The 14,139-nt window shown below is 68.7% G+C and carries 13 protein-coding genes and 2 tRNA genes; 12 read left to right on the top strand and 3 right to left on the bottom strand.

Features of this window, described 5'->3' with window-relative positions:
• Nucleotides 1-5: 5 nt before the first annotated feature.
• From VET29_RS28005 to VET29_RS27995, 3 genes are read left to right on the top strand one after another with little or no spacing between them, the layout of a single operon-like run.
• A complete protein-coding gene (locus tag VET29_RS28005) occupies nt 6-380 on the top strand; it encodes a DUF742 domain-containing protein (protein WP_324925797.1) in 375 nt (124 codons plus the stop codon).
• The gene (locus VET29_RS28000; protein WP_324925795.1) at nt 358-942 is read left to right on the top strand and encodes a GTP-binding protein; all 585 of its coding nucleotides are present in this window, start codon (nt 358-360) and stop codon (nt 940-942) included. Before VET29_RS28005 ends, VET29_RS28000 begins: the two co-directional genes overlap by 23 nt.
• Before the next feature lie 30 nt (nt 943-972).
• Nucleotides 973-1,755, top strand: coding sequence for an MHYT domain-containing protein (locus VET29_RS27995; protein ID WP_324925793.1), 783 nt, complete (start codon nt 973-975; stop codon nt 1,753-1,755).
• 6 nt (nt 1,756-1,761) lie between these two features.
• Here VET29_RS27995 and VET29_RS27990 read toward each other — a convergent pair whose 3' ends face one another.
• On the bottom strand, nt 1,762-4,053 hold the full coding sequence (locus VET29_RS27990) for a helicase-associated domain-containing protein (protein WP_324925791.1): 2,292 nt from the start codon (nt 4,051-4,053) through the stop codon (nt 1,762-1,764).
• 99 nt (nt 4,054-4,152) lie between these two features.
• Between VET29_RS27990 and VET29_RS27985 the strand changes: the two genes are divergently transcribed.
• The 6 genes from VET29_RS27985 to VET29_RS27960 all read left to right on the top strand — a co-directional run bounded on the left by VET29_RS27985 (nt 4,153) and on the right by VET29_RS27960 (nt 8,119).
• Nucleotides 4,153-6,084, top strand: coding sequence for an acetoacetate--CoA ligase (locus VET29_RS27985; RefSeq protein WP_324925789.1), 1,932 nt, complete (start codon nt 4,153-4,155; stop codon nt 6,082-6,084).
• A gap of 58 nt (nt 6,085-6,142) precedes the next feature.
• A tRNA-Ser gene (locus tag VET29_RS27980) sits at nt 6,143-6,229 on the top strand.
• Nucleotides 6,230-6,247: 18 nt separating this feature from the next.
• Nucleotides 6,248-6,320: transfer RNA gene (locus VET29_RS27975), tRNA-Arg, on the top strand.
• A 234-nt stretch (nt 6,321-6,554) separates the two neighbouring features.
• Nucleotides 6,555-7,061, top strand: coding sequence for a hypothetical protein (locus VET29_RS27970; RefSeq protein ID WP_324925787.1), 507 nt, complete (start codon nt 6,555-6,557; stop codon nt 7,059-7,061).
• Nucleotides 7,062-7,337: 276 nt separating this feature from the next.
• The gene (locus tag VET29_RS27965) at nt 7,338-7,544 is read left to right on the top strand and encodes a hypothetical protein (RefSeq protein WP_324925785.1); all 207 of its coding nucleotides are present in this window, start codon (nt 7,338-7,340) and stop codon (nt 7,542-7,544) included.
• Complete coding sequence (locus VET29_RS27960; RefSeq protein WP_324925783.1) at nt 7,508-8,119, top strand: helix-turn-helix transcriptional regulator; 612 nt, start codon at nt 7,508-7,510, stop codon at nt 8,117-8,119. The genes VET29_RS27965 and VET29_RS27960 overlap by 37 nt, the downstream gene beginning before the upstream one ends.
• 822 nt (nt 8,120-8,941) lie before the next feature.
• On the opposite strand, the gene VET29_RS27955 is transcribed toward VET29_RS27960, so the two are convergent.
• Complete coding sequence (locus VET29_RS27955; RefSeq protein ID WP_324925781.1) at nt 8,942-9,418, bottom strand: MarR family transcriptional regulator; 477 nt, start codon at nt 9,416-9,418, stop codon at nt 8,942-8,944.
• Nucleotides 9,419-9,462: 44 nt separating this feature from the next.
• On the opposite strand from VET29_RS27955, the gene VET29_RS27950 reads away from it, so the two are divergent.
• The 3 genes from VET29_RS27950 to VET29_RS27940 all read left to right on the top strand — a co-directional run bounded on the left by VET29_RS27950 (nt 9,463) and on the right by VET29_RS27940 (nt 11,330).
• Nucleotides 9,463-9,804 carry a putative quinol monooxygenase gene (locus VET29_RS27950; protein ID WP_324925779.1) on the top strand — a complete coding sequence of 114 codons (342 nt, stop codon included), beginning with the start codon at nt 9,463-9,465 and terminating at the stop codon, nt 9,802-9,804.
• Nucleotides 9,805-9,847: 43 nt separating this feature from the next.
• Nucleotides 9,848-10,351 (top strand): SgcJ/EcaC family oxidoreductase, encoded by a 504-nt coding sequence (locus VET29_RS27945; protein WP_324925777.1) that lies wholly within the window; start codon nt 9,848-9,850, stop codon nt 10,349-10,351.
• A gap of 271 nt (nt 10,352-10,622) precedes the next feature.
• Nucleotides 10,623-11,330 (top strand): IS5 family transposase, encoded by a 708-nt coding sequence (locus VET29_RS27940; protein WP_324925775.1) that lies wholly within the window; start codon nt 10,623-10,625, stop codon nt 11,328-11,330.
• Here VET29_RS27940 and VET29_RS27935 read toward each other — a convergent pair.
• Entirely contained in the window at nt 11,327-14,107 is a 2,781-nt protein-coding gene (locus VET29_RS27935) for an ATP-binding protein (RefSeq protein ID WP_324925773.1), read from the bottom strand. The two genes, VET29_RS27940 and VET29_RS27935, sit on opposite strands and share 4 nt — an antisense overlap.
• Nucleotides 14,108-14,139: the final 32 nt, after the last annotated feature.

Here is a 14,139-nt window from a genome sequence, read left to right as displayed (position 1 = left end):
CACACGTGAGTGACGTCCATGACAACGGGGCGCCGCCGCCGGCGTTGGCCCGCCCGTACTCGTGGACCGACGGCCGCACGGAACCGACCGTCGACGTCGCGATCGAGGCTCGGGTGGTGACGACGCGGTCCGGCCGGGACATGACCCCCCGGCTGACCAGCGCGCTGTGGACGGTCACCCAGCTGTGCTTCCAGCCGAGGTCCGTCGCCGAGATCGGCGCCTACCTCGCGGTTCCACTCGGCGTAGCAAAGGTGCTCGTCGCGGACCTCGTCGCCGAGGGACTGGTGAACGTCGAGGCGACTCTCGCCCACGACGCGGACGACGCGGAACGGCGCGAGCTGATCGAGAGGGTCCTCAGTGGACTACGGGCAACCAGGTAGGCGCAAGCGGATCACCTCCGCGAAGATCGTGATCGCCGGCGGGTTCGGCGTGGGCAAGACGACGTTCGTCGGCTCGATGTCCGAGATCACGCCGCTGCGCACCGAGGCACTCATGACCAGCGCCAGCGTGGGGATCGACGAGCTGGCACGGATCCCCGACAAGCTCGCGACCACGGTGGCCATGGACTTCGGCCGGCTCACCCTCGCCGAGGATCTCGTGCTGTACGTGTTCGGCACGCCAGGCCAGCACCGGTTCTGGTTCATGTGGGACGACATCGTCCAGGGCGCCATCGCCGCGATCGTGCTGGTCGACCCGGAACGCCTGGCCGACGGCTTCTCCGCGGTCGACTACTTCGAGTCCCGCGGCATCCCGTTCCTCGTTGCCATCAACGAGTTCGACGGCGCGCGGCGGTTCACCCCGGACCAGGTCCGCGAGGCGCTCGTGCTCGGCGACGACATCCGGATCATCCCCTGCGACGCCCGCTCGACCGAGTCCACCAAGCAGGTGCTGATCTCCGCGAGCGAGTACTCACTGTCCGCGCTGGACGCACGCGCGGGCTGAAACCCTGCTGTCACAACCCAATGAGGCGTAATGGTTCATCAATTCGAGATGGGCATCTGGCTGCTGTTCCTGGCCTACTTCGTGTCGGTGGCCGGTTCGACGATCGGCCTCGCGTGCGCGAACCAGGCCCGCACCGCGACGGGCAGTGCCCGCATCGGCTGGCTCACGCTCGCCGCGGTCTCGCTCGGCGGCGTCGGCATCTGGCTGATGCACTTCATCGGCCTGCTCGGCTTCGCGACGCCGGGACAGCCCATCCGCTACGACATCGCGCGCACGCTGCTGTCGGCCGTGCTCGCGATCGCCGCGGTGTTCGTCGGGCTGCTGCTGTTCGGTGTGCAGAAGCGCTCCGCGCTGTGGCGGCTGCTGGTGGCCGGCACGATCACCGGTCTGGCCGTGAACGTCATGCACTACACGGGCATGTGGGCGGTGAACATCAAGGGCACCATCGACTACAACCCGTTCCTGGTCGTCCTGTCGGTCCTCATCGGCATCGGCGCCGCGACGGCCGCCCTGTGGTTCACGGTGTCCGCGGAGGGCCTGTCGCAGCGGTTGATGGCCGGGCTGGTCATGGGCGTCGCGTCGACGGGCATGCACTACACGGGCATGGCCGCGGTGAACGTCACCCTGAACGCGGAGGCTCCCGACCCGGCCGGGGTGGAGGTGTTCAGCTTCCTGTTCCCGGTGTTCATCCTGTCCGCGGCGGCACTCGCGGTCCCGATCGTCGCGCTGCTGACGGCGCCGAGGGAGGACGCCGAGAACGAGCCCGCACAGGTGGGCGACAACCGCGCCCTGGGCGCGGCGCCTGCGAGGTGACCCGGGTCACGGCGCGGGCGCGACCGCCTCGATGTTGGCGACGGTGAACTCGCGGTCGGCGCCGCGCAGGTGGCAGAAGGCGGTCAGCCACCGGTCGTAGAACCGGCCGGGCCGGATCCGGCGGACGCTGTGGCTGCCGTTGTTGTCGCGATAGCCGATCACCACGTCGTCCCGGTTGTCCACCGCGTGGCTCAGCAGTGTCAGCTCCGCGTCGTCCAGCATGGGGTTCAGGCGGGCGAGCCGGTCGAAGGTGGCGCCGCCGACGGCCCGCGCACCGCCCGGGTCCGCGACGAGCCGCGCGACCAGTTCCGCCGGGGTGAGCCGGGGCCTCGGCCGCGTCTCGACGGCGGGCTCGCTCTCCGCCCGGTGTTCGTGCCGGTTCTCGACGACGACCGTCCCGGCCTCGTCCTCGGCCGTCGGCGACAGTCCGGCCGCCCGCAGCAGTTCCAGCACCCGGTCGGGCTCGGCCGGGCTGGTCAGCACCGTCGGTGCGACGCGGGCGAGCTTGAGCTTGGCCAGCGACCGGGTGTTGAGGATCTCGGTGGCCAGTGCCTCCTCCGCGACGACGCACGACCGCGTCCGCCGCACCCGCACGTGGCCGTGCTTGCGGGCGGCGTCGTTGATCAGGTAGTCGAGTGGCTGCGGCACGGGCCGGTCGGTCAGGGCGTCCAGCTCGTCCAGCAGTTCCGGCGCGGTCCAGCCCGCGTCGAGCGCGGCCCGGATGCTGGCCGGGCTGAACCGCCAGATCGTGGCCTGGCCGCGGGTCTCGGTGACCGCCGTGGCCGCCAGCAGCCGTGCCACCGCGGCACTCGGCTGCCCGGACACCACGGCCGTGAGATCGGACTGCAGGATCACGGCGCAGTCGGCCTCGGGCAGCAACACCGCACACCGTCGCGCCAGGTCGTCGGCATCGTCGCAGGCCAGCAGGTGCGCACCCAGCTCGGTCACCCGGTCGCCGGCGACGACACCCAGCAGCTCCGCCTCCCGCACGGCGGCGACGGTCTTCTCGTCCCTCGCCTGCCGTTCGTAGCCGTGCAACGGGAAGAACCAGTCGATCTCCGCGCCGGCACCCCGCACCGACAGCCCGTCGTGGGCCGCCCGCAGCGTCGCCCGCCGCATCTCGCCGGCCATCGACATCAGCGGGAGCGGTGGCGGCAGCTCCTTGTCGTCGTCGATCTCCCGCATCAGCGGGGCGTGCTCCAGTTCGTGCCATGCCCTGGCCAGGACCGCCCACTGCCGGCCAGGTTCCGCCGCACGCCACGCCGGGTAGGCGTCGGTCGGCGCGTAGCCGCCCTCGACCTCGCCCAGCAGACCGGCCGCATAGGAGACGTCGATCCACAACGTCAGGAGGTCGTCGCCGGTGGACAGCCGTTTGGCGAGCCTGCTCCGCTCCCGCGCGCCGACGCCGCCTTTCTTCAACGCGGCGATGGGGGTCCGGCCGGCCTCGTCGAGCAGCGTGGCCGTCCCGCGGACCGCCTCCCGCGCCGCGGCCTGGGCGGTCGGACGCACCGCCTCGGCCGTCGTGCCGGCGGTGGCGATCTCCGGCGGCCCGGTCAGCCCGGTCGGGTTCTGGGCCAGCCACGCCGCGACCGCCACCTCACGCGGCACCTCAGGCTGCCGGTTGGGCCGCAACAGCAGCCCGGCCCTGGCGAGCACCTCGTCCGGGTTGGTCGTCCGCCGGTCCACGAAGCCGAACATGATCCCGAACCTGCCGAGGCGCAGCTCCTCCAGGCGCACGCGGGCCGGCGCGGGCAGGTCGCCGATGACCTTGGCGATCCGTCGCGGGTCGGCCATCGCCTCGGCCAGCCCTGCGACCAGGTCGGGCTTGCGCAACCCGTCGACCGCGACGCCCAGCGCCGACGCGGCCTGCCTGAGCTCGTCGACCAGCACGGTCGTCGCCATCTTCGCGACCGGCCGGCCACCGCCCAGCTCGGCGGTCCAGTGCTCGAGGAGCAGCTCGGGCAGGCGAAGCGTGTCCGACTCGGTCCACGCGAGCCCGACGCCGCACAGGTGCGCGACCTCGTCCCGCACGGCCCGCTCCGGCGAGTCGAGCAGCCGCGCCACCGTCGGCACGGTCGCCGCCTCGCCGAGGAACGCGATCGCCTGCCCGACGGCCAACGCGTCCCGGTGCAGCCCACGAATGGCGGCGCCGAGCGAGTCCGGCCCGGAAAGCCGCTGCGCGAGCTGCGCGAACCCGTGCGGCGCCGGCTCGATGCGCACGTCGGGACGCACCGTGAGCAAACCGGTCAGCGCAGCCTCGTCCAGCCTGGACAGGTAACTGGCGAACGACTCAGTCATGCCCGCATTGTGATACCGCCGCGGCTGTCGGTGACATGTGGGTCGGTGTGTGCGCGGCCACCATGGCTGCTGGCCGCGATATGGGATAGGAACAGGGGTATGACCGACACACCGTTGTGGCGCCCGGACCCCGCCAGGGTCGAGCAGAGCAGGATGGCGGAGTTCCGCAGGTGGCTCGCCGCGGAGCGGGGCGTCGAGGTGGGCGACTACCAGGCGCTGTGGGAGTGGTCGACGAGCGACCTGGAGGCGTTCTGGGGGGCGCTGACGGAGTTCATGGGCGTCCGCTTCCACACGGGTTACGACCGGGTCCTCGGCTCGGCGGAGATGCCCGGTGCGGTCTGGTTCCCCGGCGCGACCCTCAACTACGCCGAACACGCGCTGTCGGTGGGCGCTGACGACGCCCAGGCGGTCATCTTCGAGCGGGAGGACGGCCTGTCCTCGACGCTGACGTACGGCGAGCTGCGGTCCGAGGTGGCGGCCGTCCGGGCCGCACTGGTCGAGCTGGGGGTGCGGCGGGGCGACCGGGTGGTGGCGCTGGCGCCGAACATGCCCCGCACGCTGGTGGCGTTCCTGGCGGCCGCGAGCCTGGGGGCGACGTGGTCGTCGTGCTCCCCGGACTTCGGTGTCAAGGCGACAGCCGACCGTTTCACGCAGATCGAGCCGGTGGTCCTGTTCGCGGTGGACGGTTATGTCTACAACGGCCGCGCGTTCGACGTCCGGCCGACGATCGCCGCGCTGCAGGAGCAGATCCCCACCCTGCGCGCGACGGTGCTGATCGACTACCTGTCCGCCGAGGCGGTCGCGCCCGACACGGTCCGGTGGTCCGACTTCGTGCGCCCGGGTGCGGAGCTGGCCTTCGACCCGGTCCCGTTCGACCACCCGCTGTGGGTCCTGTACTCGTCGGGTACGACGGGCCTGCCGAAGGGGATCGTGCAGGGGCAGGGCGGCATAGTCGTGGAACACCTGAAGATGCTGGCCCTCCACGCCGACTTCGGCCCGGGCGACCGCTTCTTCTGGTTCACGACGACGGGCTGGATGATGTGGAACTACCTCGTCTCCGCCCTACTGGTCGGCGCGACGGTGGTGATGTACGACGGGAGTCCCGGGCATCCCGACCTGGGCACCCTGTGGCGCCTGGCGGCCCGTCACAAGGTGACCTACTTCGGCACGTCGGCCCCGTACATCCAGTCGTGCCTGAAGCAGGGCCTGACCCCGGCGAAGGACAACGACCTGACGGCGCTGAAGGCGCTGGGGTCGACGGGCGCGCCGCTGAGCCCGGAGGGCTTCCAGTGGATAGCGGACGCACTCGGGACGTCGGTCCAGATCTGCTCGGTATCGGGCGGCACGGACCTGTGCACGGCGTTCGTCGGCTCGGCCCCGGACGTGCCGGTGTGGCTGGGGGAGCTGTCCTGCCGAACACTGGGCGCCGCGGTCGAGTCGTGGTCGCCGGAGGGAAAACCCCTGGTGGACGAGGTGGGCGAGCTGGTCATCACGAAGCCGATGCCGTCGATGCCCCTGTACCTGTGGGCCGACGAGACGGGCGAGAAGATGCGGGAGTCGTACTTCGAGCCCTACCCGGGAACATGGCGCCACGGCGACTGGATCCGCATCACGAGGAGGGGCTCGGCCGTGATCTACGGCCGCTCGGACTCCACGCTGAACCGAGGCGGCGTGAGAATGGGCACAAGCGAGTTCTACCGAGTGGTGGAGGCGTTCGACGAGGTGGCGGACTCGCTGGTGATCGACACGTCATCCGACCGCGAGGGCGAACTGGTGTGCTACCTGGTTCTCGCGGACGGGGTGACACTGGAGGCGGTCGAGCCCCAGCTCCGGTCGGCGCTGCGGTCGGCCCTGTCCCCCCGCCACGTCCCGGACAGGTTCGTGGTGATCAAGGAGGTACCGAGAACCCTGAACGGCAAGAAGTGCGAGGTACCCGTGAAGAAGATCCTCGCCGGCGTCCCCCCGGAGCGGGCGGTGAGCAAGGACGCGCTGGCCAACCCGGGTGCACTGGCCGCGTTCCTGCCGAGCTAGGCCCCCAGTTTGGCCGCGCGGAGACCCGCTGTGTAAGGTAACGGCGAGCGGTCTCCGGGGAGGCTTCGCCTAGTCTGGTCTATGGCGCCGCACTGCTAATGCGGTTGGGGGCAACCCCTCCCGGGTTCAAATCCCGGAGCCTCCGCCCATCACAACTGAACATGCGCCCGTAGCTCAACGGATAGAGCATCTGACTACGGATCAGAAGGTTAGGGGTTCGAATCCCTTCGGGCGCGCTCGTTGCTATGGTTGAGGCAACCGTGGGCCCGGACTTTCGAGTCCGGGCCCACACTTTACCCACACAAAATTTGCGGATCCCGTGGCAGCGTTCTCGCTTGCCGAAGTGGTGTGCGTCACAGTCTGGATGCGAGTGCGTCAGGCACTGGCCGCCCGAGGCTGCGTAGCGTAGCCACGCATGAGACCATCCTCCGTTAGTTCATGTGATGCTGCCTCGTCAGAAGGATGTGCATATGGACATACCGGTGTTCGTCTCCTGCCCAACTTCGTTGAGTCCGGCGCAAGAATCCTCTCGAAGCAAAATCCTCAAGCAGCTTGAAAAGCTTCATCTCGCGCCCAGGGCACTCGGGCGATCCGATTATCCTACCGAACTCCCGCTACGGGAGGTCTTCGTTATTGCCAAGCATTGTGCCGGCGGCGTAATTCTCGGTTTTGAGCAGTTTAGGGCAAGTGGCGGTACTTTTAAGCCAGATGCTCCGGATGAAAGGGTAGACACTGGAACTATTAGCTACCCGACACCATGGAACCACCTTGAAGCAGGCATCCTATTTGGGTTGGGAGTCCCCCTTTTGATCTTTAGGGAACCGGGAATAGCTGGTGGAGTGTTTGATCCAGGTGTAACAGATGTATTTGTAAACCGCATGCCAACCGGTGCTGATACGACCGAGCAAACGAAGAGTCTTAACGAAGTGTTCCTAAAATGGCAAGCTAGCGTGCGGGTAAAATACTATGAACGATAGATCTGCTTAGTTATATGCGCTCACGAGAATCCTATAGGTCGATTACGTCGAGCAGTTTCGCGACCTTCGGACTCGGCTGTGCGCGGCCGAGGTAGGTGTCCAGCGTCTCGCTCACTCGCTTGTGCCCAAGTTGGTCGGCGATCTCCCGAACGGTCAGACCACCATCGTCGAGAAGAGTCGCCGCCGTCTTTCGGAAGTTGTGGCTCGTGAGCCACGTGAACCCGATCGGGTCAAGTGCATCCCGCAGGTCAGGACCTCCCCAGTGCGCGGGCCGCCTTGACAATGCTCGCTCAGGCCAAGCACGAGTTCCGTGCCCACGACGCGTACGGCGAGGCATGGATCGCCGAGCTGTTCTTGACGCTGGCCACAGTCTTCCTCACCGATCGCGACACCGCGTTCCGCCAGGCAGCCCGCCTGCTGGCGACCGCGCAAGCCGCAGACGCGCAGTGGGCGATCTCGTCGGCGTTGTGGGCAACGCCCTAGCCGAATTGCAGTTCGGCGACCTTGAGCGGGCATGTGACCTCGCGCAGGAAGGGCTGCGGATCCAGCGGGAGATCGGCGACACCTGGGGACGTGCCTGGTCCGTGTGGGCCATCGCGAACATCGCGGTATCGCTGGGTAACCACGGGCTGGCAGCACAACTGTTCGGCAGCGCGAAAATGGGACTGCGTCAAACACACACCAAGGTGCTGGGCCTACTTCCGCTCCTGCGCCGACAGCAGCAATCAGAGGGCGAAGCCCGACGCAAACTCGGCGACGACGAATTCGAGAGCCAGGTCGCCATCGGCGACCAGCTGTCCTGGTCCGAGGTAGTGGAGCTGGCGTTCCAACTGCAACCGCAGCGCAAGACCGTACCGGGCCAGGAGCGGCCTGGGGGACTGTCCGGGCGGGAGTTCGAACTCGCCGCACTGGTCGCCAAAGGCAAGAGCAACCGCGAGATCGCCGAGCAGCTGGGCATCTCCCACCGCACCGTCGAGGAGCACATCCGGAATATCAACCACAAGCTCGGAGTGACCAACCGGGTGCAGATCGCCGCCTGGTATCTGAAAGCCAGCTGACTCTCCGGCCGAGCCGCGTGCGTGGGCCCGCCACGAACCTGCCGCCACCGAGGCTCGCTGGGCACGTCCGTGCCAGGTTCACCCCACTCTCCGGTGTCCAGGTCGGGAACGCCGGTTTCTCGCGGCCACCGGCCACCTGATAATCCGCGCGGCGCCACCAGCATCTTCATCGCGCCGACGCAGTCGGCGTGCCGTGCTTGGCGGCGAACCGTCCGAGGAGCGTCGCTACACCTTCGCTGCCGTGCCAGCGGTCCTGGACGTTGCGTCGAGAAGGGCGTCGAAGGGCGTCGCCTGCAGAGCCCACCCCGGTCTGGCGGCCGGCTGGGTGCGCACGCCGTGCCCCGTACACACCGTCTCGGAGGTCAACCGCAGGGTGGGCCGAATGGCGGCGCAGTAGTCTTCGTTCGAGAACGGCTTCGGCGAGCGTAACTGGTCGACCAGGTCCTGCTGCTCTGTCAGCGCTCATGAAATTCCGCAGGTCTGAGGGGTTGTCGCTCACGTAATTCCCCAGGGTGCCGCTCATGTAATTCCCCACCGGGAAGGTGAGCGTGTCGTGCGTGCTGGGTCCTCGCGATGGGACAGGCTTCACCGGTCGCATCGGGTGGCCAGGGAGTGGGTTTGGCGAGGAGAACGTTTGACGTGACTGATGTGACGGAGATTTTGGTGCACTGGTATGCGGGTCGTTCGCAGAGCGAGGTCGCGACCAGTTTGTGCCGACACACAACACCGCGGACGCGGCCACCGGATTGCGCGCGGCGTACGAGGCGGAGCGGGTACGTGCAGCCCGCCGGGTCCGCCGTCCTTTTCCAGCGCCGAGGTGACTCATCGCGAGCCTGTGCCATTGCTGTCGCTCAAGCGCTCGAGCAGACGGAGCAGGACAGCACTGATGGTCGCGACCTCCTCCGGTTCGAGGCATCCGAGTGCTGCGGCCTCGGCAGCGGTGGCCAGCGGCTCCGCACGTCGCAGGACGTCAAGACCGGCGTCGGTCAGTGTCAGAACAAGAGGCTGACGCGGCGGGGTCGGTGCCTTGTCGATCAGATCCGCGGCGAGGAGTCGAGTCACGAGAGTGTTCACCGCTTGAGGGGTGATGAGCAGGACTCGGGCGAGGTCGCTGCTGCTGAGCGAGGGGCGGCGCGCGATGTGGGCTAGGGCGCTGAACTGGCGCAGGGTCAGCCCGACCTGACCGACAGCCTTGTCGATCCGGCGCTCAAGCAGATGCTCAACTTTGGCCATGAGGTAGGTCAAGTGCTCATCGGGACGCACATCTAACAGCTCACCGTTGGACCGCTCTTGCAACATGCTGCTAGTCTAGCAACATGTTGCAAGAGGCTGCTCTTCGATCAATGATCGACCTCACCGACCCGTCAGTCGGAATGGTCCAGTTGGTGACGTTCATCGTCGAACCGGCCCACCAGCAGGAGATCGCGGAAATCATCGTCGACCAGGTTGAGCGGACCGTGGCACACCGTCCCGGCTTCGTCTCGGCGACCTATCACCTGTCTCTCGATGGCACTGAGATCATGAACTACGCGCAGTGGGCCAGCAAGGACGCGTTCGACGCGTTCGCCGAGGACCCAGCGTCGCAGGACTTGCGGACGGCATTCGCCGATCTCGACGGTGTGGTCTCCCTCACCGGGAGCGCCTGGCAGGTCTACCGCGCTGTGACACCGGCCGCCGCCCGGTGAGCCGGCCGAGTCGTGATACCGCTCAGCAGGAGCAGGAGAGACCATGAATTCCACCGACCGCGACGGCATCGACACGCTGGTCGAGAGTCTGGTTGCCGCATTCAACCGACATGAAGCCGGCGGCTTCGCCGCCGGCTTCACCGAATCCGCATCCTTCGTGGACGTCCTCGGCCGACGAATGGCGGGACGACAGGGCATCGAAGCCGGCCACCGATTCCCCTTCGACGGCCCACTCGCCGAGGCCGTCCTGACCGTCGAGGAGCGAACCGACACCGTCGTCCACCCCGAAGTCGTCGTGGTGGACCTGGCCTGGCGAACCCGCGGCGGACGCGGCGGCGACGGCCGCGCGGTCGGCGAACGTGTCGGACTTCTCTCGTTGACGACGGTACACAGCGGCGGCCGTTGGCAGATCGCACTCGGCCACAACGTGGACTACACCAACGCGTTCGACAGGACGACCGACGGCCCCGATCGAACCACCGGGTCACGAACACTGGGCACCCCTGGCGAGGTCATTGTCACCGGGGACTCAGAAACGTCGTCGTGAACAGCACGTTCGCGGCGTCACAGCTCCCCCCAGAGACTCATGCGGATCACCTGTGGACATTGAGGTGATCGGCGGTGTTGCGGCAGCCGCGTGAGTTTGCGGCGCTGGACGGGCGTTGCCCTTGATCTCCTTGGCGAACTGTTTGACTCCGTCGACGTCGGCACCGGCGGCCAATTGAGAGTTGGGTCGTCATCGCACATCAGAGCCTCCATCAAACCCGGGGCGGTTCACTATCGGTGGGCGAGCGAGGGTGTGTGGGCCGGGATCCTGGATGAGTTGCGGCGTGGGTGTGACGAGTCGGAGGGGCCGGACTGGACAGTGGCGGTCGACGGGACCGTGGTCCGTGCTCACCAGCACGCTGCCGGTGCTCGTCACGCCCCACCTGGTCACACAGGGGGATCTGTCGAATGACAAGAATCCCGCAGAGGTCTCGGCCAAGGCTGTCGCTAGGGCTGTCGCTGAGCGGGAGGCGCTGGGGCGGTCTCGGGGTGGGTTCACCACCAAGATCGTGCTGGCCGGCGACTCGCGAGCACGTCCGGTTTCGCGTGTCACCACCGCAGGGCATCGGCACGACTCGACCGCCTTCGCCGCGGTGATGGACGGTATCCGGATCTGCCGCACCGGCCGAGGCCGGCCACGCACCACCCCGGGACACCTGTTGGGTGATAAAGCTTTCTCCAACAAGAGCATCCGCGGGCAGTGTCGGCGGCGTGGGATCACCGCGACAATTCCGGAGAAGACCGACCAGATCCGCCACCGCACCAAACGCGGCAGCCGCGGTGGACGACCTCCTGGCTTCGACACCGAACGCTACAAGCAACGCAACACCGCTGAGCGGTGTATCAACAAGCTCAAGGGGTTCCGGGCCGTGGCCACCCGCTACGACAAGCGTGACTTCATGTACCAGGCCACCATCGACGTCGCATCGATCCGGATCTGGCTCAAAGACCCGTTTCATGATCCACAGGACACGCCCTAATGCGAGGTTGTCATCTGGAGCGCCAACTGGGTTCGAGAGCTGACGCCGAGTTTCCGGTATGCGCGGCTGAGGTGGGTTTCGACGGTCTTCTCGGTGACGTAGAGCCGCTCGGCGATCTGGCGGTTGGTCAGCGCGTCGGCGGCGAGGGCGGCCACCTGTCGTTCGGACGGGGTGAGGGCGGGTACGCCGGACACCTCGATGCGGGGTGGGCGGCCACCGCGGGCGGTCAGCGTGCCCTGCAGCCGTTCGGCCAGTGCCGTGGCGCGGCATTCCAGTGCCAGCACCGCAGCCTGCCGTAGCGTCTCCCGGCCCTCACCTCGTGACTGCTGGTGTCCCAGGTCCGCTAGTGCGTGGGCGAGTTCGAGCCGTGCCGGGGAGGTGCGCAGCACCGCCACCGCCTCCTTCAGCGAGGGCACCGGGTCGCCCAGGCGCGCGAAGGAACGCAGCGCGACCCCGAGGTGGCTCGCCACCCCGAACGACCGTGCGCGGCGGAGCTGCTCCTCGACCAGCTCGGCCGCTCGCGTGCGCTGCCCGAGCCCGAGATACGCGTCGGCCGCGCACAGCCGCCACGGCACCTCCCACACGCCCGTGGCGCCCCACCGCTCGTACGCCGCCCCGCAGGCTAGGGCGTCGGCGAGTGCCGCGTCGTGGTCGCCGCGTGCCGTGTGCACTCGCATTCGGGCGCCCAGGAGCCACAGGTGCAGTGCGGTGCGTGGTTCCCGGATCTCGGGCAGCTCGCGCAGGACCTCCGCCGCCTCCTCGATGTTCCCCTGTTCTACGAGCAGGTGCGCCCGTGTCGACGCCAGGAGCGGCAGTCCGATGTTCGGGTCCGGCACGGCCCGGGTGCCGGTCTCGACATGCTCGGCAGCCTGGGCCAGGTCGCCCCGCAGCAGGGCGATCCGCGCGAGGTAGGCACGGATGAACCCCTGCGGGAACAGCTGGCCGCGGTCGACCGCGCGGGTCAGCGCCCCCTCCACCCGCTGTTCGGCCTCCGGCGTCTGGTCGGTGACCATCAGCGTCGTCACCGCGGGCCAGAACCCGGTCCGCTCCGGCGCGAGCCGGTCGCCCGCCAGGGCCTTGCGCGCCAACGCGATCCCTCGTTGCGCGGATTCGCCGGTGAGCACCGCCTCGAGCGACAGCTGTGCGGCCACCAGGGGGTCCGCGTCGCCGACGTCGTCGCGGACCCGGGCGAGCACTGCAAGGAAGGCGGTCCGGCTGGACAGGTCGGCCCTGGTGAACCCGATCAGCTCGCCGGTGATTTCCTTGACCAGCGCGGGATCCGTGTCCTCGGGCAGCTCGGTGGCGGCCTGGGACATCAGCGCGAGCGCCGGTTCGGTCTCGCCGCACGCGTTGCGGAACCTGGCCAGGCTGTAGGCACAGCGCGCGCGTTGTGCCGGGTCGTCCGCCAGTGACAAGGCCTCGATCAGGTGCTCGCCGGCGTTCGCGAGCGCGAGTTGGTGTGCCTCGCAGTTGCCGAGCCGTCGGCTGATCTCGGACCGGAACGCGGGCGGGGGTGGCTCCGCCCTGGCCCGGGTCAGGTAGGTCGACGCGCTTTCCGGAGAGCCCTGCAGCCAGGCCTGTTGGGCGGCGGACAGCAGGACCGGGAGCCGGTCCTGGTTCGCCGCGGGTGCCGTGCGCAGCAGGTGTGAGGCCAGTCGCGCGAGCGGTTCGCCCGCCTCCCGCAGCACCGACGCGGCCCGGTCGTGTTCGGCGTCCCGTTCTGGCAGTGACACCAGGGACAACGCGACGTCCCGGACCACCGCGTGGACGAAGGCCGGCGGCTCGACACGCTCGAAGATGCCGTACTGGGTAAGGCGTTCCGCCGCCGCGGCCGCGGCTTCCAGTGACACGCCGGCCTGGCGGGCGACCAGCAGGAGGTCGACGTCGTCGCCCAGGACGGCGACGGCCGTGACAACGCGCCGGACGTCGTCGGGTTGGCGCCGCAGCCGTGCGGCGACGTACCGCCGGATCGCGACCGGGCCGGCCGCCGCCACGGACAGGGCGCCGTCCGCGTCCAGCCGCACGTCGCCGCCGGCCAGCACCCGCAGCAGCTCACGCACGAACAGCGGGTTGCCGGTCGTGATCCGGTGGCAGGCGGCACAGAAGTCGTCGGTGGCCTCCGGTCCCAACTCGCGGCGGACCACGTCGGCGACCGCCGCAGCGCTCAGGTTCCGCGGCTCGATGAGCACACAGTCGTCGGCCGCCAGGATGTCGTCGAGCAGTCCGCCGTCGTCGTGTTCCGCCGCCCGCGTCGCGGCCACCACCGAGATCGCGACCGACTCCACCCGGCGGGCGAGGAAACCCAGGAACCGCAACGACGGGAGGTCGGCCCACTGTGCGTCGTCGACCATGACCACCAGCGGGCCGCGCTCCGACATCGTGACCAGGAGCCAGTACAGGCCGTTGAGCAGCGCGTAGGCCGCGGTGTCGTCCGCTGGCACGTCGGCGTCGAAGAGACCGCGGGTGGCGGCCGCGGAGCCGGTGAACAACGCCGCGCGTTCGCCGGCGTCCCGTGGCAGCGCGGGTTCGACGAGCTGGCGGACGACACCGAACGCGAAGTCCCGCTCCAGCTCGGCGCCCCGCGCCGCCAACACGGTCAGTCCCGACTCCTTGGCCAACTCCCTGGCATGACGGAGCAACGCGGTCTTGCCCAACCCCGCCGCCCCGTCGACGACCACCACCGACCCGCCCCCGAAGCCGCCGGCCAACCCGGCAAAAGCCCCACGGAGCGCGTCGACCTCGTGCTCACGCTCAACCAGCGGCCCCAGTGACTGCATACTTCAGTTCTAGCCCAACCGCCGGTCAGACC

Source organism: Actinophytocola sp., from assembly GCF_035634895.1.
In the GTDB taxonomy this organism is placed as follows: Bacteria; Actinomycetota; Actinomycetes; order Mycobacteriales; family Pseudonocardiaceae; genus Actinophytocola.
Note: the sequence above shows the minus strand (reverse complement) of the source record. Positions and strands in the feature narration are given on the sequence as shown.

Excerpts from the sequence above, each read along its gene's own strand:
- VET29_RS27950 (WP_324925779.1), top strand. The coding sequence starts at position 9,463 with ATGATCGACCTCACCGACCCGTCAGTCGGAATGGTCCAGTTGGTGACG.
- VET29_RS27955 (WP_324925781.1), bottom strand. The coding sequence starts at position 9,418 with ATGTTGCAAGAGCGGTCCAACGGTGAGCTGTTAGATGTGCGTCCCGAT.
- VET29_RS27935 (WP_324925773.1), bottom strand. The coding sequence starts at position 14,107 with ATGCAGTCACTGGGGCCGCTGGTTGAGCGTGAGCACGAGGTCGACGCG.
- VET29_RS27990 (WP_324925791.1), bottom strand. The coding sequence starts at position 4,053 with ATGACTGAGTCGTTCGCCAGTTACCTGTCCAGGCTGGACGAGGCTGCG.
- VET29_RS27985 (WP_324925789.1), top strand. The coding sequence starts at position 4,153 with ATGACCGACACACCGTTGTGGCGCCCGGACCCCGCCAGGGTCGAGCAG.
- VET29_RS27945 (WP_324925777.1), top strand. The coding sequence starts at position 9,848 with ATGAATTCCACCGACCGCGACGGCATCGACACGCTGGTCGAGAGTCTG.
- VET29_RS27970 (WP_324925787.1), top strand. The coding sequence starts at position 6,555 with ATGGACATACCGGTGTTCGTCTCCTGCCCAACTTCGTTGAGTCCGGCG.
- VET29_RS27940 (WP_324925775.1), top strand. The coding sequence starts at position 10,623 with ATGAGTTGCGGCGTGGGTGTGACGAGTCGGAGGGGCCGGACTGGACAG.
- VET29_RS27995 (WP_324925793.1), top strand. The coding sequence starts at position 973 with ATGGTTCATCAATTCGAGATGGGCATCTGGCTGCTGTTCCTGGCCTAC.